The following is a 25,384-nucleotide window of genomic DNA, read 5'->3' on the forward strand; positions in this document are numbered from 1 at the left end:
GATCACCGTCCAACCAGCGATACCGCGGGCTTGCTGGTGCTGCCCGGCGGAATGCGGCGGAAATCGAGATCGCGGCTGACGAGGCGTTCCACACCGGCTGCGGCATCCGCCAGCAGATGGCGGTAACCGGTGATGGAGCGGGCGAAGACGTTGTAGATCACCACGGCCGGAATGGCGGCGACAAGGCCGATAGCGGTGGCGAGCAGCGCTTCGGCAATGCCCGGCGCGACGACGGCGAGATTGGTCGTCTGCGATTCCGAAATGCTGATGAAGGAGTTCATGATGCCCCAGACGGTGCCGAACAGACCGACGAAGGGAGCGGTGGAACCGATGGTCGCCAGAACACCCGTTCCGCGCGACATGCGGCGACCGGCATGGGTTTCGATACGCGACAGCGCCGACGAGACACGCTCCTTGATACCGCCGCCATCCGTATGTTCGACCACCGCATCGGAAAGCTGCATCTCGTGGGTCGCCATGCGCAGCATCAGTGCTGCCGGCCCACCCTTCTTTTCGACGGCCTCGGTGGCCTCGGTCAGGGTTTTTGCCCTGCGAATGACCTTGAGCGTCGAGCCGGCGCGCACCCGCGCACCTGCGAGCTCGATAGACTTCGCAACCCAGACCGTCCACGTGACCAGAGATGCGAAGGCAAGACCGATCATGACACCCTTCACGACCCAGTCGGCCGCCATGAACATGCCCCAGGGAGAAAGGTTATGCGGGATATCCGCACGATGTTCGGCGCTCGCAGGCTCTATAGGCGTCGCAGCTTCATTCGGCGCGGTCGTCTGGCCCGTCTGTGCGGGTTGCTCGGTCTGCGTCGGCTGCGGCGCAACGCCTTCGGCTCCCGGTGCGGTATTCGTCGCGGGCTGAGCGGGTGCAGGCTGGACCGGTGCGGGCTGAGTTGACTGAGGCTGCGAGGGTGCGGTGGCAGCCGGCTGTTCCGGTGCAGTCGCGGAAGGCTGGACGGGCGCGGCGGCCGGAGCGCTCGGCGTTGCAGGAGCTGCCGGCTGAACCGCTTCCGTTTGCGGTGCGGGCTGTATCTGGATTTCCGATGCCGTCTGAGCGAAAACCGCGCCGGCACTCAAGCCGGCCAGCAAGGTGACAGTCATGGCAAGGGAGAAATGCCTTGTCGTGTTTGCCTTGTTGAAGGATGCGGAGGAAGTTGAGGTCTCAGCTGACATAATTTTTATCCCGGATTTCCGTCGATGAACTCATCCGTAGATTGACCGGTTCCTGAAAACCGGGGTCATGAACGGATACCGTCGTGAAAGCTTGACGTTCCGATAATAAACCTGAGTTCTTTTGACAACTATTATATTGTCAAAAGACGACCCGTAAACTCTTCTTTACAAAAAATTGACCGGTCGACGGCCTTCAGCTGTTTTGCGAGGGCGAAAACTGCGCAATGAGGGCATGCCGGTCGCCGGGATAGGTGACACGGACGCGGGTGATGTAATCCGCCCCATGCCAGGTCCGCCGATCAATGACCAGACAGGCAGCACCGGAAGCAATACCGAGCGCCGCCGCATTTTTACGGTCGGCGGAAACGGCGCTGATACGATGTTCGGCCGCACTCCAGGGCACCATTTTCAGCAGCCATGTGCCCGGCCCGATCTGTGAAAAATCCGCGGCTTCCGCCTCCGGAACGGCGGTGACATTGACGATGCGCTCTTCAAGGCAAAAGGGAACGCCGCCGGCGAAGTGCGTGCAGGTGAGTTCCAGGACCGGGGCCTCGGCGGCAAGCGCCATGGCCGCGCCGTCTTCTTCCCCCGCAGGGCGCAGCCGTCGTTTGTCGAGACGGTAACCGTAGACCAGACCCAGCGCCTGCACCTCCCGCTCGATATCGTGGATTTCCAGAACGGCGGATTGCGCATGGGGCTGGCGAACGAAGGTGCCGAGACGGCGGCGTCTTTCGATGAGTCCGCGCTGCACCAGTTCGCCGAGAGCCTTGTTCACAGTCATGCGCGAACAGGCATATTGCCGGGTCATCTCGTGTTCGAAGGGAATACGATAACCCGGCGGCCATTCGCCCGACATGATGTGGCGCTCGACATCATTGCGGATGCGCTCGTGCAGCGATTTTTCCTGAAGATCGGCGCCTGTGCTCCTCATCCCGATACTTTTATCCTCCCCTTTGCCGGATCAACTATCCATGGGCAGCGGCGGCAATCGCCTCGCTGCGGATTTCCTCCGTAAGCTTGGCGCGCAGTTCGGAAAATTCCGGGCTGGCCTTGACGGTGTAGTGACGCGGATGCGGCAGGTCGACCGGCGTGATCGACTTGATGCGACCCGGCCTTGCCGACATGGTCACCACACGCGACGCCATGAAGACCGCCTCCTCGATATCGTGGGTGACGAAAATAACGGTCTTCTGCTCGCGTTCCCAGATACCGAGCAGCAATTCCTGCATCAACCCGCGCGTCTGGTTGTCGAGAGCGCCGAAAGGTTCATCGAGCAGCAGGATTTTCGGGCCGTTCGCCAGGGCACGGGCAATGGCCGTTCTCTGCTGCATACCGCCGGAGAGCTGTTTCGGCCAATGGTTCTCGAAGCCGCGCAGGCCGACCTTGTCGATATAACTGTCGACGATCTCCCATTTTTCCTTCTCGGCAACGCCGCGTTCGCGCAGGCCGAAGGCGACGTTTTCGCGGATCGTCAGCCAGGGAAACAGGGTATAGGACTGGAACACCATGCCGCGATCCGCCCCCGGGCCCGTCACCGCTTTGCCGGACAGCAGCACTTCGCCCGTCGTTGGGCGGTCGAGACCGGCGATGATGCGCAGCAAGGTCGATTTTCCGCATCCTGACGGGCCGAGGATGGTGACGAAATCATTGCGGGGAATTTCCAGATCGGTGGGCTGGAGGGCCAGCGTCGGCTGCCCGCCCTGCACACCCGGAAAGGTGCGGCTGACGCCCTTGATGACGAGTTCGCTCATCAGGCAAGCCTCCAGGCGAAAAGCTTTCGGTTCAGCGATTTGAATGCGAAGTCCGAAATAAGACCGATAATGCCGATGACGATGATGCCGAAGATGATCTGCCCGGTCGCCATCAGCGCCTGGCTGTTGATAATCATATAGCCGATACCCGAGGAGGCGCCGATCAGTTCCGCGACAATGACATAGGTCCAGGCCCAGCCGAGAACGAGACGGAGGATTTCCGCAATATCGGGCGCATTGGCGGGAATGAGAACACGCCGCACAACGCCCCGGTCCTTCGCACCAAGCGTATAGGCCGCCTCCACCAGATCACGCCGCGTGCCGGCGACAGCCACGGCCACCATCAGGATGATCTGGAACACCGCGCCGATGAAGATAACCAGCAGCTTCTGCATCTCGCCGATGCCGGCCCAGAGAATGAGGAGCGGCACGAAGGCGGAAGCAGGCAGATAGCGCGCGAAGGAGACGAAGGGCTCCAGCAGCGCCTCGACGGGCTTATAGGCCCCCATGGCGATGCCGACCGGCACGGCAACGAGCGATGCCAACACGAAACCGCCGACCACACGCCAGATTGTCATGCCGATATCGCTGGCAAAACCCTGATCGGTCAGCAGATAGATGCCGTCCTTCAGCATGGTGATGGGGTCGGCCAGAAAGGTCGGCGAAACGAAGCCGCCCAGCGTGGCAAAGCCCCAGGCGGAAAAAAACAGCACGAAGAACAGGATGCCGAGAGCAATTCTCGTGCTGTTCCTTATGGGTTGAAGAGGTTGCATCTGTCGCCTGTCCGGAAAACCGGCGCGGCACCTTCGCCGCGCCATCGGAGCGCCGTGCGCGTTTCGCGACGCACAATCGACGCACTCACCTGTCTTTGGCTGCAATATTCCCTGCAGGGAATGCGGCCGCCTTTTCTGTTACTTGATGAAGGACGTATCCGCGAGGGTCGAAAGATCGGGTTTCGACTTTATCACGCCGATTTCCAGCAGCAGGTCCGCCGATTTTTCCGAGAATGTCTTGAATTCACCCTCGAAAAACTTCTGGTTGGCGGCCTTGTCCTGCCATTCGAGGAACTTTGCCGAAGCGGCAAAGGCCTCGCCGGTCTGCTTCACATCCGCACCCATCGTCGCATAGGACTTTTCGGGATCGGCCTTGATGAGCTCGAGCGCCTGGAAATAGCTGTCCGCCAGGGCTTTCGCCGCCTGCGGATTGGCCTTCAGGAAATCCGGGGTGCAACCGAACGTATCCATGACGGCGGGATAATCCAGCGTCGTGGCGAGGATTTTGCCCTTGTCGGGGGCGGCGCGGACAGTGGACAGATAGGGCTCATAGGTCATGGCCGCATCATTTTGACCGGCAACGAATGCCTGCGCGGCCGGTCCCGGCTCGAGGTTGACGACCTTGACGTCCTTCAGGGTGAGGCCGTTTTGCTTGAGAATCCAGGCAAGGAAGAAATAAGGGGAGGTGCCCGGCGCGGAAGCGGCAACCGTCTTGCCTTTCAGGTCCGCGACCTTTGCAACATCGCTGCGCACCGCAATGCCATCGGCGCCATGCGACTTGTCCATCTGGAAAATCTGGGTGGATTTCACGCCATTGGCATTCCACGCGATCCATGTTTCCACCGTGGTGGCGGCGCATTGGATGTCACCGGAAGCAAGGGCCAGATGGCGGCTCGCCTGCGGTATTTTCTTGATATCGACCTTCAGGCCGTTCTTTTCGAAAATGCCGGCCTGTTTGGCGAGCGTCAGCGGCGCAAAACCGGTCCACCCGGACATGCCAATCGTCACCGACGTCTCGGCATAGGCGGAAGCGGATGACAACAGCGCGGCGACTGTGGCGAGAACCCATGTTTTCTTCATGATCTGAACCCCTTTTGATTTATTTTTGTGCGATGTTGTTTATCGCTTTATTTGAGGCATGGTAGGCAGGGAATTTATATTTGTCTAGACAAAATAGAAGCTTCCGAAGGCCTCCAGAAAGATTGCAAATACACCACCCGGCATTCTAGACATAGGATAACACGGCCCCACCCACACGCCCGTCGTTTTTCCATATCGAGCTTTTCCATGACCAGACAAAGACGTCGCAGTATCATCAGGGCAAGGCGAACCGGAACCGGAATTGCGCTGGTTGCCGCCATTTCCTTCATCGCGGGCATGACGGATGCGGTGGGCCTGCATATTTCAGGCGACTTCGTGTCCTTCATGACCGGCAACACCACGCGCGCCGCAGTCTCGATGGAGGCTGGCCTCTATTCCCATGCCGCGAAACTGCTTTTCGCAATCGTTGCCTTCGTGGCGGGCAATGCAGGCGGCATCGTGGTGGCGCATAAGTTCGACCGGCGCATCTTCGCCGTTCTGATGGCGGTGGGATTGCTGGTAACAATTGCCGCGCTGCTCGGCGGCGGGACTTCCGCTCTTGCGCAATTTTATCTCGTCGTTTTCGCCATGGGCATGGTCAACGCCGCCGTTGAGCACATTGAGGGACTGCCAATCGGGCTTACCTATGTGACCGGCGCGCTTTCCCGCTTCGGCCGCGGCATCGGCCGTTTTCTTCTCGGCGAACGAAGCCTCGACTGGGGCATTCAGATCGTGCCATGGCTTGGCATGATATGCGGCGCGATCTGCGGCGCCGTTCTCGCCGCCACCTTGCAATCGAATGCCCTTTGGGTGGTTGCGGCCACGGTTTTCGCCGTCGCCATCGCCACCTTCATCATCCCGCGCTCGCTTCGCCAGCGCTACAATCAAAGGGTCAAAATCCGGCGGATTACGCCCTGAAAATCGTCGCCGTCACTTTCGCGAGATGGTGACGAATTTCGTGCCGCGCACCCGCACCGTCATCAGGCAGGGTTCCTTGTCGGTACGCTCGCAATAACGCGGATGCATCTTCAGCACGAAAACCATGTTGCCGAAGCGCTTGATGAAATCATAGTCGTAAATCCGGGCCGTCGCGATCATCAGATAACCGCCCTCTTTCACCTGGACATAGAAATTATAGGGGCATCCCTCGTCGTCGCAGCTGCGGCCCTTTTCGCCGTCGCAATCCAGAACGCCGTGATTGACGACGGCGTCCATCAGCCCATCATTGTTGATATCCAGCCGCGTGACGAAATCGTCGCCGAAGGCCGCCACCTTGCACTCGTTGCGAAAATGGTCCTTCTCGTAAATCTCGGGGTCGTTCACCAGTTGCTGCTGCGCCGAGAGCGCCACCGGAAACATCAAGAGAACCAGCGCCTGAAGAGCGGCAACGAGAGCGATTCGCACGGCATTTTCCTTTGCATCCGTTTCGGTTATGGATGTTGCGATCATCCGGGCGGCCAGCCTAGAGTTTAGTGCTTGCGCGACACTGACGTGTTCGCAGCGCGTGTTTCCGGGGGGAACCTTTTCATGACGCTTCTGGGTTTTCTCGACTATGCCGGCGTCGCCATCTTTGCCGCAACCGGCGCGCTCGCCGCCTCGCGCAAGCAGCTCGACCTGATCGGCTTCCTGTTTTTCGCCGCCGCAACCGGCATCGGCGGTGGCACGGTGCGCGATCTGGTGCTTGGCAGGACGCCGGTATTCTGGGTGGTGAACCCGACCTATATCCTCGTCTGCGTCTCGGTCGCGGTGCTGCTGTTCTTCACCGCGCATCTGTTCGAATCCCGTTACCGCGTACTGATCTGGCTCGATGCGCTGGGCCTTTCCGCTTATTGCGTCATGGGAGCAGCCAAGGGGCTTGCCGCCAGTGGCTCCGCAACCGTCGCCATCGTCACCGGCGTTCTGACGGCGACGTTCGGTGGTGTGCTGCGTGATATTCTTGCCGGCGAACCGTCCGTGCTGCTGCGGCCGGAAATCTACATCACCTGCGCGCTCTTGGGCTCCTCCACCTTCATTGTCGTCTATTTCCTCGGCGCACCGCTTTATGCCGCATCAGCCGCAGGCGTCCTGACGGCCTTCGCCGTCCGATCCGGCGCTCTGGTCTTCGGCTGGACTTTTCCGCCCTACAAGGCAAAGCCCGGCAGACGGCCGGAAGATGTCATGAAGTGACATATAGAAATGGCCGCCGAAAACAGAAATGGCGCCCGTGGGCGCCATTTTCACGTCTGTTGTCGGACTGAAGCCTCATCCGCGCTTGCGACGAAGGCGGATGACCACGTCCACATGGGCGATTTCCATGCCTTCGGGCGCTTCCGGCAAATTGTCGATCTGGAGGTTATTGACGGGAATATCGAGAACCTCGTTCTCGCCCTCCACGAAGAAGTGGTGGTGATCCGAGACGTTGGTGTCGAAATAAGTACGGGCGCCTTCCACGGCGAGAACACGGATGAGGCCGGCTTCGGTGAACTGGTGCAGCGTATTGTAGACCGTGGCGAGAGAAACGGGCACGCCGGCGGTGACCGCCTCATCGTGCAGTTCCTCGACCGTCAGATGGCGATCGCCCTTTGCGAAAAGCAGATCGCCCAAAGCCACACGCTGTCGCGTGGGGCGCAGCCCCGAGCGCCGCAACCTCGTTCCGATATCCAATGTGGCGTCAAATGCCATGCAATCCCATTCCAAACAGAGGTATGAAACTTACCAATTGCATTAGCATATATCTTTTGCGGCGAGTGCTTTCAATAGTTTCGGCGTGGCTTAGGCGCGGCAAATGGCGGCAAACCGGCCATTCCTGCAAATTTCCTCTGGTTCCAGCCGTACGGTTCCTGTATGCGGACGGCATATTGAGGTAATGACTTCTGCGAAGAAGGTTCGAAGACAAAGAATGTGGGCAGAGCGGCCTCTGCCCTTGCAGCGCTTCATTTTGAACCTAACTTGCTCTAGTGAAGTCGATCAACACCAGTAACTGGGGAAGTGAAAGCGGTATGGCAACGAGGCAATCAAGTTACAATTACGAGGAGATCCTGTCCTGCGGTCGCGGCGAATTGTTCGGCCCGGGAAATGCACAGCTCCCATTGCCCCCCATGCTCATGGTCCATCGCATTACCGAAATTTCCGAAACCGGCGGCGCCTTCGACAAGGGTTTCATCCGCGCCGAATACGATGTCAGCCCCGACGACTGGTATTTCCCCTGCCACTTCCAGGGCAACCCGATCATGCCGGGGTGCCTCGGCCTTGACGGCATGTGGCAGCTGACAGGTTTCTTCCTCGGCTGGCTGGGCGAAGAAGGCCGCGGCATGGCGCTTTCCACCGGCGAAGTGAAGTTCAAGGGCATGGTTCGCCCTCACACGAAGCTCCTTCAATATGGTATTGATTTCAAGCGCGTGATGCGCGGCCGTCTGGTGCTCGGAACCGCCGACGGCTGGCTCAAGGCGGATGGCGAAACCATCTATCAGGCGACGGACCTGCGCGTAGGCCTGTCGAAGGAAAAGGCTGCCTGAGGCAGACGGAATAGTCCTGACAAACGCCGGGCGGCTTCTGCCGTCCAGCCGAAATCTTAAGAAAAGGTCCCTTTCATGAGACGAGTTGTTGTCACCGGCCTCGGTATTGTTTCTTCCATCGGCGGTGATGCCGCTGAAGTCACCGCATCGCTGCGCAATGCCAAATCCGGCATTTCATTTTCGCCGGATTTTGCCGAACACGGTTTCAAATGCCAGGTCTGGGGCAAGCCGTCTCTCGACCCGACCGATCTGGTCGACCGCCGCGCCATGCGCTTCCTGTCGCAGGGCGGCGCGTGGAACCATGTCGCGATGAAGCAGGCAATCGCAGATTCCGGTCTCGAAGAGAGCGATATCAGCGGCAATGAGCGCACCGGCATCATCATGGGTTCGGGCGGTCCGTCCACCCGCACCATCGTCGAGGCAGCCGACATTACGCTGAAGAACAACAGCCCGAAGCGCATCGGCCCCTTTGCCGTACCGAAGGCCATGTCCTCCACCGCCTCCGCGACGCTTGCCACCTGGTTCAAGATCCATGGCGTCAACTATTCCATCTCGTCGGCCTGCTCCACCTCGGCGCATTGCATCGGCAACGCCGCCGAAATGATCCAGTGGGGCAAGCAGGACGTGATGTTCGCGGGCGGCCATGAGGATCTCGACTGGTCGATGTCCAACCTCTTCGACGCCATGGGCGCCATGTCGTCCAAATATAACGAGACGCCGAGCGTCGCCTCGCGCGCCTATGACGTCAACCGCGACGGTTTCGTGATTGCCGGCGGTGCGGGCGTGCTGGTTCTCGAAGAGCTGGAACATGCAAAGGCGCGCGGCGCCAAGATTTACGCCGAAATCGTCGGCTACGGCGCGACCTCGGACGGTTACGACATGGTGGCTCCATCGGGCGAAGGCGCGATCCGCTGCATGCGGCAGGCGCTTTCCACCGTGAAGGGCGACATCGACTACATCAATACGCATGGCACCTCGACGCCGGTTGGCGACAGCAAGGAAATCGGCGCAATCCGGGAAGTCTTCGGCGACAAGATCCCGCATATCCAGTCGACCAAGTCGCTCACCGGCCATTCGCTGGGTGCGGCCGGCGTGCAGGAATCGATCTACGGCCTGTTGATGATGCAGGAACGCTTCATCGGCGAAAGCGCGCATATTTCCGAGCTCGATCCCGAATTTGCGGGCGTTCCGATCGTTCGCAGCCGCATCGACAACGCCAAGATCGACACCATCCTTTCCAATTCCTTCGGCTTCGGCGGCACCAACGCCACGCTCGTCTTCCAGCGTCATAACGGATAATTGCCCATGAACGGCATCATGCAGGGTAAACGCGGCCTCATCATGGGCGTCGCAAACAATCATTCCATCGCCTGGGGTATCTCCAAGGCGCTTGCGGCACAGGGCGCGGAACTGGCCTTCACCTATCAGGGTGAAGCGCTCGGCAAGCGTGTGAAACCGCTCGCCGCCGAGCTCGGATCCGATTTCATCGTACCATGCGATGTCGAGGATATCGCCTCGGTCGACGCCTTGTTCGCGACGATCCGCGAAAAATGGGGCTCGCTGGATTTTATCGTCCACGCCATCGGCTTTTCCGACAAGAACGAGCTGAAGGGCCTCTACGCGGATACGACGCGCGAGAATTTCAGCCGCACCATGGTCATTTCCTGTTTCTCCTTCACGGAAATCGCCAAGCGCGCCGCCGAACTGATGACCAATGGCGGCTCCATGCTGACGCTGACCTATAATGGTTCGCAGCGCGTCATTCCGAACTACAACGTCATGGGCGTCGCCAAGGCGGCTCTTGAAGCGTCCGTGCGTTATCTCGCTGCCGATTACGGCCCGCGCGATATTCGCGTCAACGCCATCTCGGCCGGTCCGGTCCGCACGCTGGCGGGCGCCGGCATCTCGGATGCGCGGGCGATCTACGCATGGAACCAGAAAAACGCACCGCTTCGGCGGACCGCGGACATCGACGATATCGGCGGATCCGCGCTTTACCTGCTGTCCAATCTGTCGCGCGGCGTGACCGGCGAATGCCATTATGTGGACTGCGGTTATAACATCACCTCCACGCCCACGCTGGAGGTCCTCGCCAGGGCCGATGCTGATTAAGCCTCCGCCTCATCCGCTTTCAAGAAAGCCCGGCCCTGAGCCGGGCTTTTTTATTTTGGCACGTACCAAATTCGGAAATCACTAAAGTATAAATTATCGAAGTAATAGAATCTAAACATCGGGGTGGTTATGGTCCGCAACAAATTCAACGGTTGCGCTTGCCGCATATTCTTAGAGATCGATATCGCCTCATGCGACTGGCCAGACTGAAGCCATTGCTGGAAAAATTCGGAGTCTCGCGCGACGGGACAGCGGCTATAGAATTCGCGATACTCGCGATCCCCTATTTCCTCGTCGTCTTTGCGATCATCGAGACCTTCATCGCCCTGATGGCGGAACAGGTCGTCGCCAATGCCACCGAAAACATGGCGCGGCGTCTGCGCACCGGGCAGATCAGCAGCTCGATTTCGAAAGAGGATTTCCGCAAGAGCTTCTGCAACGAAGTCTCGGTGATGATCACCTGCTCAGCGGATGAAATCCAGAAAGAACAGAAGCTCTATATCGACCTCCGCTCCTTTACCGCCTTCAAGGATATTCCGACCACGATACCGCTGAAGGCCTACGGCGAATATTACGATCTCGATACCGCTCAGTTCGGCTTCAAACCGGGCGGGCCGGAAACCATCAACATGTTGCGCGTCTATTATCGCTGGCGTGTGGTTGCCGATATCATCCGGCCATACCTGACAAAAATACGTCCGGCCGATGGATCGATGCCCTCACATTTCCTCATCGTCGCGACAAATGCGTTCATGAACGAGAAATACATCACAGGCGGGGGCTCATGATGACAGGGCTGATGTCCGTTGCGGCAAACGGCAAACGACGCCTGACGGCGCTCGTTTTACGCTTTGCCAAAGATCGCCGTGGCGTGGGCGCGGTGGAGTTCGCGATCCTCTTTCCGATATTGCTTGCGCTTTATCTGACCTCTTTCGAATTGACGATCGGATACAACACCTACAAGCGGGCAAGCAGCGCCGCAGCCTCCATCAACGATCTGATATCGAAAACAGGGTCCGTCGATAAAACCTATCTCGCGGGCATGCAGGACGTCGCAGCCGCCGTGTTTGCGCCCTACAGCACCAAGGGTCTGCAGCTGAAGATCAGCGGCATCAAGATCGATGCGCAAAAACAGGCGAAAATCACCTGGTCTTGGGATGAGAAAAATCTGAGACCCTATGCGGTGGGATCACCGGTCGCCGTTCCGACGCGCCTGCTCGTGGAAAACAGCTTTCTCATCCACGTCGAACTTTCCATCCCGCATGAATTGCTGATGTTCATGCCCGATCTTGCCTCGTCCGGGGTGAAGTCGATCACGATCGGCCGGGAGTATTTTTTCAAACAGCGCGACGCCGAGACCGTCTGCACCAATTGCTGAACCAATCGGTGCGTCAGAACGGTCTCGTCATGGCAATCGTTAGTAGACGTCGCGCAGATAGCGTTTTTCGCGCTTCAGCCGGTTCACGTACTCGCTTGCCGCCTCGACGGAGATGCCGGCCTCATCGCTGATGATGTTGTGCAGAGCATCATCGACATCCTTCGCCATACGGGTCGCGTCACCGCAGACGTAGAAATAACCGCCTTCTTCAAGCCATTGATAGAGCGCCTTGCCGTTCTGCCGCATGCGGGTCTGGACATAGATTTTCTCCGTCTGATCCCGCGAGAAAGCGAGGTCGAGGCGGGTCAACACACCATCGCGGCTCATGTCGCCAAGCTCGTTTTCATAGATGAAATCCGACTGCCGGTGCTGATCGCCGAAAAACAGCCAGTTTTTGCCCTTTGCGCCTCGGGCTTGCCGTTCCTGCAAAAAAGCCCGGAAGGGCGCGATGCCGGTACCCGGTCCCACCATGATCATAGGCGCATCATTGTCCTGCGGCACACGAAACGCCTTGTTCGGCGAGACGAAAACCCCGGCACTCTGCCCGGCCTCCACGCGGTCGGCGAGATAGGTGGAGCACACGCCGCCACGCTCACGGCCCTCGGCGCGATAACGCACGCTGGCGATGGTCAGATGCACGCTGTCTTTTGCAACCAGCGGGCTGGAGGAGATGGAATAGGCGCGATGTTGCAGCGGCTTCAGGAATGTCACGAATTCAGCAACATCGAATAGCGGCTTTCCGCCGAGATTGATGAGGTCGAGAATATCCTTGCTCCAGAGAAAGGCGGCCAGTTGCTCCCTGTCTCCGTTTGCGAGAATGTGGCTGAGTTCGTCATGCCCCGCCCTCTTGCCGATTTCGGCGACGAGTTCGCGCGAAGGCGTCGATATCTCGAACATGTTGAGAAGCGCATCGCCGATCGGCCGATCCAGCCCGGCGATTTGGCTGTCCGCAGCCGCTCCGAAGTGTTCCAGCAGCGCGCCGGCCAGTTTCGGGTCGTTGAGGGGAACGACGCCAAGAGCATCACCCGCCTCATAGTCCAGGCCACTTTCGCCGAGATCGAATTCGTAGTGACGAATTTCCTTGGACGAGCCGGGACCGGACAGACGACGATTGACGCTTACCTCAGCGGAATAGGGATTTTTGCGGCTCCAGCCCTGTTTTGCCCGTACGGGCGGCTCGGCGATGTCGGGCATGGTGACAGATGCCGCGCTGCCGCCATCGACAGCAAGCGCGAGCGGCAGGGTCTCGCCGATCCATGCGGCGGCGGCGTCCTCGAAGTCGATATCGCAATCGATACGCGTCTTCATGCGCTTGCCGCCGAGTTGTTCGAACCGCGTATCGATAAGCTTGCCCGCCTGGCAAAAGCCGTCATAGCCGGTATCGCCGAGGGCGAGGACGGCAAAATTCACCTCGTCCAGACGCGGCGCGCTGTCCGCGGCGAGCGCTTCCCAGAAAAGCTGGGCATTATCAGGCATTTCACCTTCGCCATAGGTCGAGGTGACGACGATGACCCGCTTCATGGCACCGAGACTGTCCATCGAGACATCATCGAGTGCCGTCACCACCGGCTGCATGCCCTGCGCGCGGGCGGCGGCAGCAATATCCATCGCCAGCGCCTCCGCATTGCCGGTCTGGGTGCCGAAGAGAATATTCAGTACACTGGCCGCCGCCCTGGGAGCAGCGGCGGCAACCGATGTCTCCAGGCCGATGGCGGCGCGGGAATGGAGCCCCGCCAGAAAACCGGAAAGCCATGCGCGCTGATCACCGTTGAAGGGCGCGTCTTCGGGAATATAAGGTATCTTCATCATGCTGCCCTGTGGCTGGATGCGGTGGCGAGGTCGGGAATGGCACGGGCTGCGAAAAGCTCCTCGAAGCCCGGCAGACGGCCGATCTTCTCGATGTTTTTCCGGTTCTGCTGAATGATCCAGCCATAGGTGCCGGGGCTGTCCACCGACCAGATGTTCCTGCGCGCCAGCGCCTGCTTGTAATCGTCGAGACGCTTGGCGGCGATCATCACCGCAAGCTGTTCATCGCTATGGTCTGAAAGCGCCTCGCGGGCATATTTCAGCAACCGCTGCATCAGCGCATAATCTTCCGTGAGGATGAGATTGCGCACGGCTTTTTCAATGGCCGGGTCGGAAGGACCCGACGTCATCGGCAGCCGCTGCAGGGCGATGGCCTGCGCCATGCTCAACACGGTATAATTGTTGAGCAGCGCATACATTTCCTCGGTATCCGTCTCGCCATAACCCGGCACCGTTCCGTTCAAAACGGCCTTGCGGTCGCGATAAGCGAGCTTGAACTTGCGCAGTTGATGAGCGGCAAGCGCGGATGCCAGTTCCTCCAGCAGTTCCTTGCGGGGCTTCGCCTTCAGAATCTCATCGCTATCCTGATAAAGCAGCAGGGCGCGTGGCATGCCGTAAACGAAGTTGTGCTGTTCACTTTCCCAGTTTTCCAGAAGCCATGCCGCCTTGGCCGAGCCGGTCTCTGCGACATGCCAGGTCAGAAGCTGGTGGATGGCCTGATTATGAATTGCAGCCTGTTCATCCTCACCGGTGATCGCGCCGAGCAGGATGGAATCGTGGCTGACTTTCTTCGGCAGATCGCCATAGGGATCATACTGATAAACGAAACCGCCGCTCATGCCGTTGCCGAAACCCTTGCCGAAGCTGCCGAGGTTCAGCACCGCACCGTTGGTCATGTATTCGCAGGCGAAATCACCCACGCCTTCGACGACGGCGGTGGCGCCGGAGTTACGCACTGCGAAACGGTCGCCCGCCTGCCCTTCCACGAAGGTGCGGCCGCCGGTGGCGCCGAACAGCGCGAAATTGCCGACCAGCACATTGCCGCCCGCCTCTTCCGAGCCGCCGCCGGGGGAGCGCACGACGATGGTGCCGCCGCAGGCGCTTTTGCCGACTCCGTCATTGCAGGTGCCGGTATGGACCATGACCATACCGTCATTACAGAAGGCGCCGAAGGACTGCCCGGCGGAACCGGAGGTATCGATGCGCACCGAACCCGCTTCCAGGAACCGGCGGCCACGGCTGTCCCGCTTCACGGCCGGCAGAGCATCCGCCTCTTCGTCGGAAAGCTCATGGTTCAGCATGCGCTCGATATCGACGGCAAGCTGGCCGCCGACGCTCTTGTTGCAATTGTTGAGGAAACGATTGCCGCCAAGCTCGATATTCTCGCGCCGGCTGTCGACCAGGGCCGAGCGCACGAGTTCGATGAAGGCGTCGTCCAGTGCAAAGTCCTTTTCCATATAGACGGGGCTGTCGATCTTCACCTCTTCGACCACGGCAAGCATTGCCCGGAGGTCAAGCTGGCCGACGCTCGCCGGATGATCGAGGAGGTGAAGAAGATCGGAACGGCCGCGCGCTTCCCGCAGCGAGGCAACCCCAAGCCCGGCCAAAATCTCGCGCGTTTCATGGGCGATGTTCATGAGATATTGCGCCAGCGCGCGGGGATCGCCGTTGAAGGCCTCCTGATTGGTGGTGAGACCGGCCGGGCACTTGATGTTGCAGTTCTTCGCCATGACGCATTTCAGCATCATCAGCGCCGTCGTGCCGAATTCGAAACTGTCACCGCCGAGAAGTGCGGATTTCACCACATCGCTCGCCGTCTGGTGCGCGCCGGAGCAGCGCAGCAGCACCTTGGCGCGCAGGCCGGTGGCGCAAAGCGCCTGATGCACTTCTGCGATACCGATTTCCGCCGCGCGGCCAGTATATTTGAGGCTGGTGACGGCCGCCGCCCCCGTGCCGCCGGTATTGCCGGCGACATTGATGACATCCGCCCCCGCCTTGGCGACGCCGACCGCGATCGTGCCGATACCTTCCGACGAGACCAGCTTGACGATGACGCGCACACGCGCCGCCTTGGCGTCGTGGATGAGCTGGGCCAGATCCTCGATCGAATAGGTATCGTGATGCGGCGGCGGCGAGACAAGTTCAACGCCCGGCGTGCCGCCACGCGCGGCGGCGATTTCCACCGTCACCTTCGGAGACGGCAACTGCCCACCTTCGCCCGGCTTTGCGCCCTGGCCGATCTTGATCTCGATCTCTTCCAGCATCGGATCGGCAAGATAACCGGCCCAGACGCCGAAGCGGCCGGAAGCGAACTGCTTGATGCGCGAGGCACGGATGGTCCCATAACGGGAAATATGCTCGCCGCCTTCACCCGAATTCGACATACCGCCGACCATGTTGGTGCCATGGGCAACCGCCTCATGGGCAGCGGCAACCAGCGCGCCATGGCTCATGGCGCCCGATGCCAGGGTCTTGGTGATCTCGCTCGCCTTCTGAACGGCATCGAGCGGAATGCTTTCCGGTGCGGTGCGGATAAGCGAGAGATAGGCGGATGCTTCACCCTGCGCCTGAACCATGAGCGCGCCGCCTTCCAGCCAGTGGCCGGGAATATCCGCACCGAAACGGTCGAGCAACGACTGGCCGAGTGCGGCAAGCCGGGCAAGCTCATGACCCTGCGGGCCGGTCAATTGCAGCTGGAAAGCGCCGTCTCCCGCCTCTTCGCAACGCAATCCGCGCACCATGAAGCTATTATTGCCCTGCCGGGAAAAACGGCCCATTTCCCGGCGGAATTCTTCTGCGGAACCGGCGAATGTGACGTCGGCCGGCAATTCCAGAACATCGCGCAGGGCGGCCGGGCGGCGCGCCCTTTCCTCGGCCATCATGCGGGCGAAGGCGCGATAGCCGGGCGTTACCTCGAATTTGTCGATGGCCTCCGGGGTCAGCCGGTCGAAGCTGTTGTGATAATAGGCCGCATCGTTGAGACCGAAGGCATCTTCCAGCCGGTTGAGCGGCAGCAGGCGCAACGCCTCCTCGTTTTCGGTTCCCTTGTCGAAACCGATCTTCTCCTCCGTCATGTCCACGAAACCGCGTACCGCCGTCGTGCCATAGGAATGGCCGGCGCCTTCCGCACGCTCCTTGAAGAGACCGAGCAGCGGAATGTCGTTTTCGCCCTTCACGGACAGCGCCTTGCGGTGCCAGTCCGCCACGGCCTGCGCGATGACGGCGAAGTCGACGCCGCCAACCGGGGTCTTCACGTTGGGGAAATAGCGCTTCAATACAGCATCGTCGGTATCGAGGAAGTTCGGTTCGAAGAACTCGCCGCCGATATAGCTTTCCGCCGTGCACAGGCCGACCTTGCCCATGGTTTTCATCAGCGACTTTTCCGCCGCCTTGGCAAAACGCTTGAAGGCCTTGTCGGCATCGGCACCGAATTTCTCCTCGGCGCGAAACTGCACGCCGAGCGGATAGACGGCAGAAGCGCCGAAGCCGAGGCCGGCTGCTATGTGATGCGAGGAAGAAAACTGGCCACTTTCCACGATCAGGGAAATGCGCAGCCGCAGACCCTCCTCGATCAGCCGCTGATTGATGGCGGAAACGACCATGATCATCGGCAGAGCCGCGCGGCCTGCCGAGACATGCCGGTCGGTGATGATGGCGATGCCGCCTTCCTCAGCCGCGAAAGCCACAACCTCATCGCAGAGACCATCGATTGCCTGTCGCAGCGCGGCTTCGTTGGCCTCCGCAACATCGAAGACCGGCGAATAAAGCATTTCGAAACGGCGAAGGGGCGTCTCCGACTGTTCGCGAATACGCAGCATATCGAGATGGGTCAGGATCGGAGAGCGCACGACGATCTGGCGGGCCTTCTTCGCGCCGCTGTTCGGCTTCGCACCGAGGGCCACACGCAACGTCATGCCGTCGGCCTCACGAATACTGTCGAGCGGCGGATTGGTGACCTGCGCGAAACGCTGTGAAAAATACTTCGCGACGCCGCCTTCCTGATCGGACAGCGCATTGATGGCATTGCCGTAACCCATCGCCGAAATCTTTTCAGCGCCGGAGGCCAGCATCGGGTCCATCAGGAACTTGAAGCTTTCCTGATTATGCGAATAGGCGACGTAGCGCTGGTGGCGTTCCAGATCGCCATTGTAACGCAGCGGCGAGCCCTGCTTTTCCGCCGGCACTTCCGGCAGATCCTCCAGCATGACACGGGCTTCGCGCAGCAGAGATGAATAGTCGCGGCGTGAGGCGAGAAGCTCCAGCGCCTCGACGGTGGAAAAGGCGCGGCGTTCTGCATGGTCGTAATAAAGCATGCCGCCCGCCTCGATGCGGCCGCGGCGGATGACGCTTTCCGCCGGAAAGGCGATCTGCCCGGCCTCCGACATGACGCAGAGATAATCTTCCGTCTCGACGGTGCGCAACGGGCGCAGGCCGAGGCGATCGAGCCGCGCGCCGATGATGGTGCCGTCGCCGAAAATCAGCGCGGCCGGGCCGTCATTCTTCTCCTCATAAAGCGAGAAATATTCCAGCATCGCCTTAACGCCCGGTGACAGGGTATCGTCGTTTTCCCAGGCCGGCGGCATCATCGAAACCACGGCGGTGACGAGGTCGAGACCGTCTTCCATCACCCGCGCCTGCAGGGTCTGATCCAGACGGCAGCTATCCGACTGGCCCTTCGGGCGGATGATGCTGGCATTCTTTGCCAGCGCCACGGCCGCTTCCGACAGCCGGTTCTTCTTGTCGGTGTTGAGCTCGCCATTATGCGCCATCAGACGGAAGGGCTGCGCCATGGAAGGATGCGGGTCGGTATTGGTGGAGAACCGCGTGTGGAAATACATCGTATGCACTTCATGGCGCGGATCGGTGAGGTCGCAGAAATAGGGCATGACCTCATGGGAGTTCAGGCGGCCTTTCAGAACCTGCGTGCGGGCGCTAAGCGACAGCGGATAAAAGCCGGCGAGTTCCGGCACCGTATAGGCAAGCGCCTCGATGGCGAGCAGCGCCTTGTGGATGCGCCAATCAAATTCGGCGAGGGTTGCGCATTCGGCCGGAGCCGAAAAGACCCATTGGCGGATCGGCAACTGGTAGGGGATAGCTGCGGGACGGATGGCCGCATCATTCACCGGTACATCGCGAGCGAGCAGGATTGCAAAGCCCTGCTCTTTAAGGGCGTTTGCGATGATACCGACCGCCTCGCCGTGGAAAGCCGGATTTTGCGGCAGAAAAAAATTGCCGACGCCGAACCGACCGGCCTGCAAGCCGTCCTCACCCGTCAATTCCCGAAAGAAGGAGAGCGACAAATCCAGCGACACGCCGGCACCATCGCCGACACCTTCCGCCGACATGCCGCCGCGATGCGGCACGGCACAGAGAGCCTCGTGGCCGCGCTTCAGCACATCATGCGTCTGCACGCCGTCCTTGCGGGTGATGAAACCGACGCCACAGCTGCTTTTTTCAAAAGCCGCATCGTAAAGGCCGAATTTTTGCTCCGTCACACTCAAGGCACTCTCCTCTCGTTGCGCATTTCGCGCGGCATCGCCCTCTTTCCCGAAACCCGGCGCGTCAGCCGGCACTCTGCGGGCGGAGCCGCAGGCGACCTGGCTGCTCCTCATTCTTTTGCTTATCGGCGTTTAATGGCGCGAACGGTCGCTTTGCGGCCGTCAAACGGCTTGGCGGCGATGGCCGCTTTTTCGCAAATAATGATCGTCGTCGTTCGCATCGCGTTCCCTGAAGGCCGGCTTTCCGGCAGTGAGATACACTGAATTATGTCAGTATTGCTTACATAATATTTCATGATCGACCAAGTCAAGATTAAAATCGACCCGACGCAATAAAAAAACAAAAACGCCGCGAAATCCGACAGGATTCCGCGGCGCGATGGCTGCAGAGATTTTTAAATTGCCCGGATCACTCCGAAGGCATGTCCAGCGTGCGGCTGAACCACAGGGCAATCAGCGTGCAGATCGCACCCGACATCAGGTAAATGCCGACCGCGAAAAGGCCGAATTTGGACGAAAATCCGAGCGCGACGAGCGGTGCGAAACCGGCGCCGATCAGCCAGGAAATATCCGACGTGAGCGACGCGCCGGTATAGCGGTACTCACGGCTGAAGCGGGAAGCAAGCGCGCCACCCGCCTGACCGAAGGAAAGGCCAAGCAGCGAAAAGCCGATCAGCACAAAGAGATAACGGCCAATATCACCGGAACCAAGAAGAACCGGTGCAACCAGACTGAAAAGACCGATCAGCACCGCCGCGATGGCAAGAAGCTTCCGCCGGCCTATCCTGTCGGCCAGAATACCGGAGACCACGATCATTCCGCCGGCGATGATGGCGCTGACGAATTGCACGAAGAGGAAGTCCGAGACACGCTGGCTGGTGTTGAGCGAAACCCAGCTCAGCGGGAAGACGGTGACCAGATGGAAGAGCGCAAAGCTTGCCAGCGGCACGAACGCTCCCGTGAGGACCACCGGAAACTGCGAGCGCAGCATCTTGAACATGGGGCGCGGTTCCAGCTCGTGCTGTTCCAGCATGGCCTGGAATTCCGGCGTCACGATCATGCGCAGGCGGGCAAAGAGCGCGAGAACATTCAGCGCCAGCGCCACGAAGAAGGGGAAACGCCAGCCCCAGGCGAGGAATTCCGCATTGGAAAGCTGTGTGACGAAGACGATGAAAAAGGCGCTGGCGAGACCGAAGCCCATGGCCGCACCGATCTGCGGCATCATGGCGTACCAGCCGCGCTGTTTCTGCGGTGCATTCATGGCGAGCAGCGACACCAGACCGTCCCATGCGCCGCCAAGCCCAAGGCCCTGGCCGATGCGGAATACCGCCAGAAGACAGGGGGCAAGCATGCCCGCTTCCGCATAGGACGGAAGAAAGCTGATCGCCATGGTGGAACCACAGAGCGTGAAGAGAGCGGCCATCAGCTTCACGGCGCGCCCGAATTTGCGGTCGATCTGGAGGAAGATCAGCGAGCCGATCGGCCTTGCGATAAAGGCCAGTGAGAAAACCGCGAAGGAATAGAGCGTCGCCGTCAGCGGGTCGACGAAAGAAAAGAAGACGTGGGGGAAAACGAGCGCGGAGGCGATGGCATAGATGAAAAAGTCAAAGAATTCCGTCATTCTCGCAAGAATGACCGCAATCGTGATGCGATCCGGATCGACCTTGACGGGACCGACCCCATTTCCGTTCGCCTCCGGCGCCTGCCCAAAGGATGGAGCAGCATTCGTATAACTCATAATATCCCTCCTGCGTCATGGACGAACCATTTCCTGTAACGCGCCGGCTCCTCTTCCGTTGCGTTACGATGCGGCGGATTGTCACACGCACCCTACGTAACGTCAATTGAAGTTTGGCAATAAAGGGTTGCCCAGTCAGCTGACCATGCGATAATGCACGCGCTCCGTCCTTAAACGCAGCTCTGCCCGAGACATGGTGCATCGCGAAGGTTTCGCTGCACCGCGACAATATACCTCATTTGAAAAATGATGTTCGGCAATTATTCGCGGCATAATCCAAACTGTACGAGTTCAAAGAACGTGCGCACGATCAAAAAAATCCTATCCGCCCTTCTGGCAATCCCGGCTCTGCTGCTGCTCAGCGGCTGTAACCTCGTGGTGATGAACCCTTCGGGCGACGTCGCCATCCAGCAGCGCGATCTTATCATCACGTCCACGGTCTTGATGCTGCTGATCATCGTCCCCGTCATCGTCCTGACGATTTTCTTCGCATGGAAGTATCGGGAATCGGCAAAGGCCGAGGATTACGATCCCGAATGGCACCACTCCACGCGCCTTGAAATGGTGATCTGGTCGGCTCCGGTCGCCATCATCCTGATGCTCGGCACGGTGACCTGGATTTCCACTCACCGTCTCGACCCCTATCGTCCGCTGGAGCGTATCGACGAGAACCGTCAGGTGACCGCCGATGTCAAACCGATCACGGTGGAAGTGGTGGCCATGGACTGGAAGTGGCTGTTCTTCTATCCCGAACTCGGCATTGGCAGCGTCAATGAATTCGCCGCTCCGGTCGATGTTCCGATCAATTTCAAGATCACCGGCACGACGGCAATGAACTCCTTCTTCGTGCCCGCGCTCGCCGGCCAGATCTACGCCATGGGCGGCATGCAGACCAAGCTGCACGCGGTCATCAACAAGGAAGGCGTTTATGACGGCTTCTCGGCCAACTTCTCCGGCCCCGGCTTCTCCCACATGCGCTTCAAGTTCCATGGCCTCAGCCAGCAGGGCTTCGACCAGTGGGTTGCCAAGGCGAAAGAGGGCGGCAAGGGCTTCGGCCGTCAGGAATATCTGGAATTCGCCAAGCCTTCCGAGCGCGAGCCGGTACAATATTTCGCTTCGGTCGATCCCGAACTCTACAGCGCCATTCTCAACCGCTGCGTCGAGCCCAACAAGCTCTGCATGCGCGACATGATGCATATCGACGCCAATGGCGGCGGCGGCAAGGAAGGCATCGATATCGCCAAGGCGCTGAACTCCGTCGTCTGCACGCCGCTTGCGCCCTTTGGCGTCGCCAGCGGTCCTCAATCCACTCCGACTGCGCTCGAAGGACAGACTTTCGAGCCTGCGGCGCTGCCGGAAACGAAACAAGTCGCTGGCTGACGGATACGTCCCGGCATTATGCGGCGCGGCCAATGGCTGCGCCGATCTTATGTCTTAGAATCGCAAGAGGCTAAAAATGATCGTCAATTCCGATCAAACGTCGTTCCTGTTCGGGAAGCTGACATGGGAGTCCATCCCGCTTCACGAGCCCATTCTCGTCGCGACCTTCGCGGCCGTGGCTCTGGGCGGTATCGCCGTCGTCGGCGCCCTCACCTATTTCCGCCTCTGGGGCTATCTCTGGAATGAATGGTTCACGAGCATCGATCACAAGAAGATCGGTATCATGTACATCATTCTGGCTCTGGTCATGCTGCTGCGTGGTTTCGCCGATGCCATCATGATGCGCGTCCAGCAGGCGATCGCGTCGGGCGGATCGGAAGGTTACCTTCCGCCGCACCATTACGACCAGATCTTCACGGCCCACGGCGTCATCATGATCTTCTTCATGGCCATGCCGATGATCACGGGTCTGATGAACTTCGTCGTGCCGCTGCAGATCGGCGCCCGCGACGTTTCGTTCCCCTTCCTCAACAACTTCTCCTTCTGGATGACCACGGCCGGCGCCGTCATCACCATGATCTCGCTGTTCATCGGTGAATATGCGCAGACCGGCTGGCTGGCCTATCCGCCGCTCTCCGGCATCGATGGAAGCCCGGGCGTCGGGGTCGATTATTATATCTGGGGTCTGCAGATCGCCGGTGTGGGAACGACGCTATCGGGCATCAACCTGATCGTGACGATCATCAAGATGCGCGCGCCTGGCATGACCATGATGCGCCTGCCGATCTTCGTCTGGACATCGCTGTGTTCGAACATCCTGATCGTGGCTTCGTTCCCGATCCTGACCGGCACGCTCGCGCTTCTCACCCTCGACCGTTACGTTGGCACCAACTTCTTCACCAACGATCTCGGCGGCAACCCGATGATGTACGTCAACCTCATCTGGATCTGGGGCCATCCCGAAGTCTACATCCTGGTGCTGCCGGCCTTCGGCGTCTTCTCGGAAATCGTCTCGACCTTCTCCAACAAGCGCCTTTTCGGTTATGCCTCGATGGTCTACGCCACCGGCGTCATCACCATCCTTGCCTATATCGTGTGGCTGCACCACTTCTTCACCATGGGTTCCGGCGCAAGCGTCAACGCTTTCTTCGGCATCACCACGATGATCATCTCGATCCCGACGGGTGCGAAGATCTTCAACTGGCTCTTCACCATGTATAAGGGCCGCATCAAGTTCGACGTTCCGATGCTCTGGACCATCGGCTTCATGATCACCTTCGTCATCGGCGGCATGACCGGCGTTCTCCTCGCCGTTCCGCCGGCGGACTTCGTGCTGCACAACTCGCTGTTCCTCATCGCCCACTTCCACAACACCATCATCGGTGGCGTCGTGTTCGGTGTGCTTGCGGGTATCGTCTACTGGTTCCCGAAGGCCTTCGGATACCGGCTCGATCCGTTCTGGGGCAAGCTGTCCTTCTGGTTCTGGTTCATCGGCTTCTATTTCGCCTTCATGCCGCTCTATATCCTCGGCCTGATGGGCATCACCCGCCGTATCAGCCAGTTCGAGGATAATTCCCTCCAGATCTGGTTCGTGATCGCCGCTTTCGGCGCCTTCCTGATCGCGCTCGGCATCGCCTCCTTCGTCATCCAGCTCATCGTCAGCTTCCTGAAGCGCGACAAGCTGCGTGACGTGACCGGCGACCCCTATAACGGCCGTACGCTGGAATGGTCGACGTCTTCGCCGCCGCCCGCTTACAACTTCGCCTTCACGCCCGTCATCCACGATGTCGACGCCTGGGCGGATATGAAGAAGCGCGGTTACAACCGTCCCAAGGAAGGCTTCATCCCGATCCATATGCCGAAGAACACCGGCGCCGGCGTCATCATCAGCGCCATCAGCGTGGTTCTCGGCTTCGCCCTGGTATGGCACATCTGGTGGCTTGCGGCTCTGTCGATGCTCGCCATCATCGCGGTCTCCATCGCCCATACCTTCAACTACAATCGCGATTATTACATTCCGGCTTCCGACGTTTCGACGGTCGAAGCGGAACGTACCAAGCTGCTCGCGGAACAGGCGTAACGGAACATGTCTCATACACCTGCACAAAGCGTCGACGGCGCTGAACCACCGGTCTTTTACCTGAAGGAAGACCATCACCCGGAGAATGGCACCTCGCTGGGCTTCTGGCTCTACCTGATGAGCGACTGCCTTATCTTCGCGACGCTGTTTGCCACCTATGCCGTTGTCGGCCGCAACTATGCGGCCGGCCCTTCCGGCGCCGACCTGTTCGACCTGAAGCTGGTGGCGATCAATACCGGCTTCCTGCTTTTCTCCTCCATCACCTATGGCTTCGCCATGCTGGAAATGGAAAAGCAGAAGGTAAAGGCCACGCTGGTCTGGCTGGGTGTGACTGGCCTCTTCGGCCTCGCCTTCCTCGCGGTCGAACTCTACGAGTTCCATCACCTGATCGCGGAAGGTGCCGGTCCGCAGCGTTCGGCGTTCCTGTCGGCCTTCTTCGCGCTGGTCGGCACGCACGGTCTGCACGTTACCTTCGGTATCATCTGGCTCGTCACGCTGATGTTCCAGGTCGCCAAGCACGGCCTGATCGCGGCAAACAAGCGTCGCCTGATGTGCCTGTCGATGTTCTGGCACTTCCTTGACGTCATCTGGATCGGCGTCTTCTCCTTCGTTTACCTCATGGGAGTTCTTTGATGAGTTCCGAAGCACACGCACATCACGACGCGCATGGCGACGACCATCATCACCATGATGGCGCCAGCCACGGCACGTTCAAAAGCTATATGATCGGCTTTATCCTGTCGGTTATCCTGACGGCGATCCCCTTCTGGCTGGTCATGGGCGACGTTCTTGAAAACAAGACCCTGCTGGTCATCGCCATCATGGGTCTCGGTGTCATCCAGATCTTCGTGCACATGATCTACTTCCTGCACATGGACACCAAGTCCGAAGGCGGCTGGACCTTCATGGCGCTGATCTTCACCGTCGTGGTGCTCCTGATCACGCTCTCCGGCTCGCTCTGGGTCATGTACAACATGAACAAGAACATGATGCCGCTGCACATCGAGGATGTGAAGAACCTGCCCTGAGCAGCAGATATCAGCGGCCTGCCGGTTTTCAGGCGGGCCGCGTTCCGCGCCAACACATAACCCCATGAATCCCGGTGCGATT

21 protein-coding genes are annotated in these 25,384 nt (G+C 59.6%); 11 read left to right on the plus strand and 10 right to left on the minus strand.

Going from position 1 to position 25,384, the window contains the following annotated elements; translation table 11 throughout:
* Positions 1-2 precede the first annotated feature (2 nt).
* From exbB to ACQZ5G_RS09330, 5 genes are all read right to left on the minus strand, one after another.
* Positions 3-1,184, minus strand: a complete 1,182-nt coding sequence (gene exbB / locus ACQZ5G_RS09310; RefSeq protein WP_448737117.1) for a tonB-system energizer ExbB — start codon at positions 1,182-1,184, stop codon at positions 3-5.
* A 193-nt stretch (positions 1,185-1,377) separates the two neighbouring features.
* Positions 1,378-2,115, minus strand: a complete 738-nt coding sequence (gene hutC / locus ACQZ5G_RS09315) for a histidine utilization repressor (protein WP_448737116.1) — start codon at positions 2,113-2,115, stop codon at positions 1,378-1,380.
* Positions 2,116-2,149: 34 nt separating this feature from the next.
* The gene (locus tag ACQZ5G_RS09320; RefSeq protein WP_003524386.1) at positions 2,150-2,935 is read right to left on the minus strand and encodes an ABC transporter ATP-binding protein; all 786 of its coding nucleotides are present in this window, start codon (positions 2,933-2,935) and stop codon (positions 2,150-2,152) included.
* Positions 2,935-3,708, minus strand: coding sequence for an ABC transporter permease (locus ACQZ5G_RS09325; protein WP_003524385.1), 774 nt, complete (start codon positions 3,706-3,708; stop codon positions 2,935-2,937). Before ACQZ5G_RS09325 ends, ACQZ5G_RS09320 begins: the two co-directional genes overlap by 1 nt.
* Positions 3,709-3,846: 138 nt before the next feature.
* Positions 3,847-4,788, minus strand: coding sequence for an ABC transporter substrate-binding protein (locus tag ACQZ5G_RS09330; protein WP_003524383.1), 942 nt, complete (start codon positions 4,786-4,788; stop codon positions 3,847-3,849).
* Between the two features lie 207 nt (positions 4,789-4,995).
* Between ACQZ5G_RS09330 and ACQZ5G_RS09335 the strand changes: the two genes are divergently transcribed.
* Positions 4,996-5,706, plus strand: coding sequence for a YoaK family protein (locus ACQZ5G_RS09335; protein ID WP_448737115.1), 711 nt, complete (start codon positions 4,996-4,998; stop codon positions 5,704-5,706).
* A gap of 12 nt (positions 5,707-5,718) precedes the next feature.
* On the opposite strand, the gene ACQZ5G_RS09340 is transcribed toward ACQZ5G_RS09335, so the two are convergent.
* Positions 5,719-6,237 (minus strand): hypothetical protein, encoded by a 519-nt coding sequence (locus ACQZ5G_RS09340; protein ID WP_003524381.1) that lies wholly within the window; start codon positions 6,235-6,237, stop codon positions 5,719-5,721.
* Between the two features lie 78 nt (positions 6,238-6,315).
* Here ACQZ5G_RS09340 and ACQZ5G_RS09345 point away from each other — a divergent pair, with 78 nt between their 5' ends.
* Positions 6,316-6,954, plus strand: coding sequence for a trimeric intracellular cation channel family protein (locus tag ACQZ5G_RS09345; protein ID WP_080818366.1), 639 nt, complete (start codon positions 6,316-6,318; stop codon positions 6,952-6,954).
* 75 nt (positions 6,955-7,029) lie between these two features.
* Here ACQZ5G_RS09345 and irrA read toward each other — a convergent pair whose 3' ends face one another.
* Positions 7,030-7,449, minus strand: a complete 420-nt coding sequence (gene irrA, locus ACQZ5G_RS09350) for an iron response transcriptional regulator IrrA (RefSeq protein WP_003507276.1) — start codon at positions 7,447-7,449, stop codon at positions 7,030-7,032.
* A gap of 317 nt (positions 7,450-7,766) precedes the next feature.
* Between irrA and fabA the strand changes: the two genes are divergently transcribed.
* The 5 genes from fabA (at position 7,767) to ACQZ5G_RS09375 (ending at position 11,772) form a co-directional block, all read left to right on the plus strand.
* Complete coding sequence (fabA, locus tag ACQZ5G_RS09355; protein ID WP_003507274.1) at positions 7,767-8,282, plus strand: 3-hydroxyacyl-[acyl-carrier-protein] dehydratase FabA; 516 nt, start codon at positions 7,767-7,769, stop codon at positions 8,280-8,282.
* A 75-nt stretch (positions 8,283-8,357) separates the two neighbouring features.
* On the plus strand, positions 8,358-9,581 hold the full coding sequence (gene fabB / locus ACQZ5G_RS09360) for a beta-ketoacyl-ACP synthase I (protein ID WP_003524377.1): 1,224 nt from the start codon (positions 8,358-8,360) through the stop codon (positions 9,579-9,581).
* A 6-nt stretch (positions 9,582-9,587) separates the two neighbouring features.
* Positions 9,588-10,394, plus strand: coding sequence for an enoyl-ACP reductase FabI (gene fabI / locus ACQZ5G_RS09365; protein WP_003524375.1), 807 nt, complete (start codon positions 9,588-9,590; stop codon positions 10,392-10,394).
* A 191-nt stretch (positions 10,395-10,585) separates the two neighbouring features.
* Positions 10,586-11,182, plus strand: coding sequence for a TadE/TadG family type IV pilus assembly protein (locus ACQZ5G_RS09370; RefSeq protein ID WP_003524373.1), 597 nt, complete (start codon positions 10,586-10,588; stop codon positions 11,180-11,182).
* Positions 11,179-11,772: a TadE/TadG family type IV pilus assembly protein gene (locus ACQZ5G_RS09375; RefSeq protein ID WP_448737114.1), complete on the plus strand. Its 594-nt coding sequence runs from the start codon at positions 11,179-11,181 to the stop codon at positions 11,770-11,772. The genes ACQZ5G_RS09370 and ACQZ5G_RS09375 overlap by 4 nt, the downstream gene beginning before the upstream one ends.
* A 39-nt stretch (positions 11,773-11,811) precedes the next feature.
* On the opposite strand, the gene ACQZ5G_RS09380 is transcribed toward ACQZ5G_RS09375, so the two are convergent.
* From ACQZ5G_RS09380 to ACQZ5G_RS09390, 3 genes are all read right to left on the minus strand, one after another.
* Positions 11,812-13,581, minus strand: coding sequence for a sulfite reductase subunit alpha (locus tag ACQZ5G_RS09380; RefSeq protein WP_448737113.1), 1,770 nt, complete (start codon positions 13,579-13,581; stop codon positions 11,812-11,814).
* Positions 13,578-19,079: a glutamate synthase-related protein gene (locus ACQZ5G_RS09385; protein WP_448737112.1), complete on the minus strand. Its 5,502-nt coding sequence runs from the start codon at positions 19,077-19,079 to the stop codon at positions 13,578-13,580. The genes ACQZ5G_RS09380 and ACQZ5G_RS09385 overlap by 4 nt, the downstream gene beginning before the upstream one ends.
* Before the next feature lie 406 nt (positions 19,080-19,485).
* Positions 19,486-20,814: an MFS transporter gene (locus ACQZ5G_RS09390; RefSeq protein WP_448737111.1), complete on the minus strand. Its 1,329-nt coding sequence runs from the start codon at positions 20,812-20,814 to the stop codon at positions 19,486-19,488.
* A gap of 249 nt (positions 20,815-21,063) precedes the next feature.
* On the opposite strand from ACQZ5G_RS09390, the gene cyoA reads away from it, so the two are divergent.
* From cyoA to cyoD, 4 genes are all read left to right on the plus strand, one after another.
* A complete protein-coding gene (gene cyoA, locus ACQZ5G_RS09395; protein WP_448737110.1) occupies positions 21,064-22,194 on the plus strand; it encodes a ubiquinol oxidase subunit II in 1,131 nt (376 codons plus the stop codon).
* Positions 22,195-22,270: 76 nt separating this feature from the next.
* Complete coding sequence (gene cyoB, locus ACQZ5G_RS09400; protein WP_003524365.1) at positions 22,271-24,274, plus strand: cytochrome o ubiquinol oxidase subunit I; 2,004 nt, start codon at positions 22,271-22,273, stop codon at positions 24,272-24,274.
* A gap of 6 nt (positions 24,275-24,280) precedes the next feature.
* Positions 24,281-24,907 (plus strand): cytochrome o ubiquinol oxidase subunit III, encoded by a 627-nt coding sequence (gene cyoC / locus ACQZ5G_RS09405; RefSeq protein WP_003524364.1) that lies wholly within the window; start codon positions 24,281-24,283, stop codon positions 24,905-24,907.
* A complete protein-coding gene (gene cyoD / locus ACQZ5G_RS09410; protein WP_004439196.1) occupies positions 24,907-25,302 on the plus strand; it encodes a cytochrome o ubiquinol oxidase subunit IV in 396 nt (131 codons plus the stop codon). Before cyoC ends, cyoD begins: the two co-directional genes overlap by 1 nt.
* The last annotated feature ends 82 nt before the right edge of the window (positions 25,303-25,384 follow it).

Source organism: Agrobacterium sp. 22-214-1, from assembly GCF_053522465.1.

Excerpts from the sequence above, each read along its gene's own strand:
- exbB (WP_448737117.1), bottom strand. The coding sequence starts at position 1,184 with ATGTCAGCTGAGACCTCAACTTCCTCCGCATCCTTCAACAAGGCAAAC.
- hutC (WP_448737116.1), bottom strand. The coding sequence starts at position 2,115 with ATGAGGAGCACAGGCGCCGATCTTCAGGAAAAATCGCTGCACGAGCGC.
- ACQZ5G_RS09320 (WP_003524386.1), bottom strand. The coding sequence starts at position 2,935 with ATGAGCGAACTCGTCATCAAGGGCGTCAGCCGCACCTTTCCGGGTGTG.
- ACQZ5G_RS09325 (WP_003524385.1), bottom strand. The coding sequence starts at position 3,708 with ATGCAACCTCTTCAACCCATAAGGAACAGCACGAGAATTGCTCTCGGC.
- ACQZ5G_RS09330 (WP_003524383.1), bottom strand. The coding sequence starts at position 4,788 with ATGAAGAAAACATGGGTTCTCGCCACAGTCGCCGCGCTGTTGTCATCC.
- ACQZ5G_RS09335 (WP_448737115.1), top strand. The coding sequence starts at position 4,996 with ATGACCAGACAAAGACGTCGCAGTATCATCAGGGCAAGGCGAACCGGA.
- ACQZ5G_RS09340 (WP_003524381.1), bottom strand. The coding sequence starts at position 6,237 with ATGATCGCAACATCCATAACCGAAACGGATGCAAAGGAAAATGCCGTG.
- ACQZ5G_RS09345 (WP_080818366.1), top strand. The coding sequence starts at position 6,316 with ATGACGCTTCTGGGTTTTCTCGACTATGCCGGCGTCGCCATCTTTGCC.
- irrA (WP_003507276.1), bottom strand. The coding sequence starts at position 7,449 with ATGGCATTTGACGCCACATTGGATATCGGAACGAGGTTGCGGCGCTCG.
- fabA (WP_003507274.1), top strand. The coding sequence starts at position 7,767 with ATGGCAACGAGGCAATCAAGTTACAATTACGAGGAGATCCTGTCCTGC.
- fabB (WP_003524377.1), top strand. The coding sequence starts at position 8,358 with ATGAGACGAGTTGTTGTCACCGGCCTCGGTATTGTTTCTTCCATCGGC.
- fabI (WP_003524375.1), top strand. The coding sequence starts at position 9,588 with ATGAACGGCATCATGCAGGGTAAACGCGGCCTCATCATGGGCGTCGCA.
- ACQZ5G_RS09370 (WP_003524373.1), top strand. The coding sequence starts at position 10,586 with ATGCGACTGGCCAGACTGAAGCCATTGCTGGAAAAATTCGGAGTCTCG.
- ACQZ5G_RS09375 (WP_448737114.1), top strand. The coding sequence starts at position 11,179 with ATGATGACAGGGCTGATGTCCGTTGCGGCAAACGGCAAACGACGCCTG.
- ACQZ5G_RS09380 (WP_448737113.1), bottom strand. The coding sequence starts at position 13,581 with ATGATGAAGATACCTTATATTCCCGAAGACGCGCCCTTCAACGGTGAT.
- ACQZ5G_RS09390 (WP_448737111.1), bottom strand. The coding sequence starts at position 20,814 with ATGAGTTATACGAATGCTGCTCCATCCTTTGGGCAGGCGCCGGAGGCG.
- cyoA (WP_448737110.1), top strand. The coding sequence starts at position 21,064 with ATGTTCGGCAATTATTCGCGGCATAATCCAAACTGTACGAGTTCAAAG.
- cyoB (WP_003524365.1), top strand. The coding sequence starts at position 22,271 with ATGATCGTCAATTCCGATCAAACGTCGTTCCTGTTCGGGAAGCTGACA.
- cyoC (WP_003524364.1), top strand. The coding sequence starts at position 24,281 with ATGTCTCATACACCTGCACAAAGCGTCGACGGCGCTGAACCACCGGTC.
- cyoD (WP_004439196.1), top strand. The coding sequence starts at position 24,907 with ATGAGTTCCGAAGCACACGCACATCACGACGCGCATGGCGACGACCAT.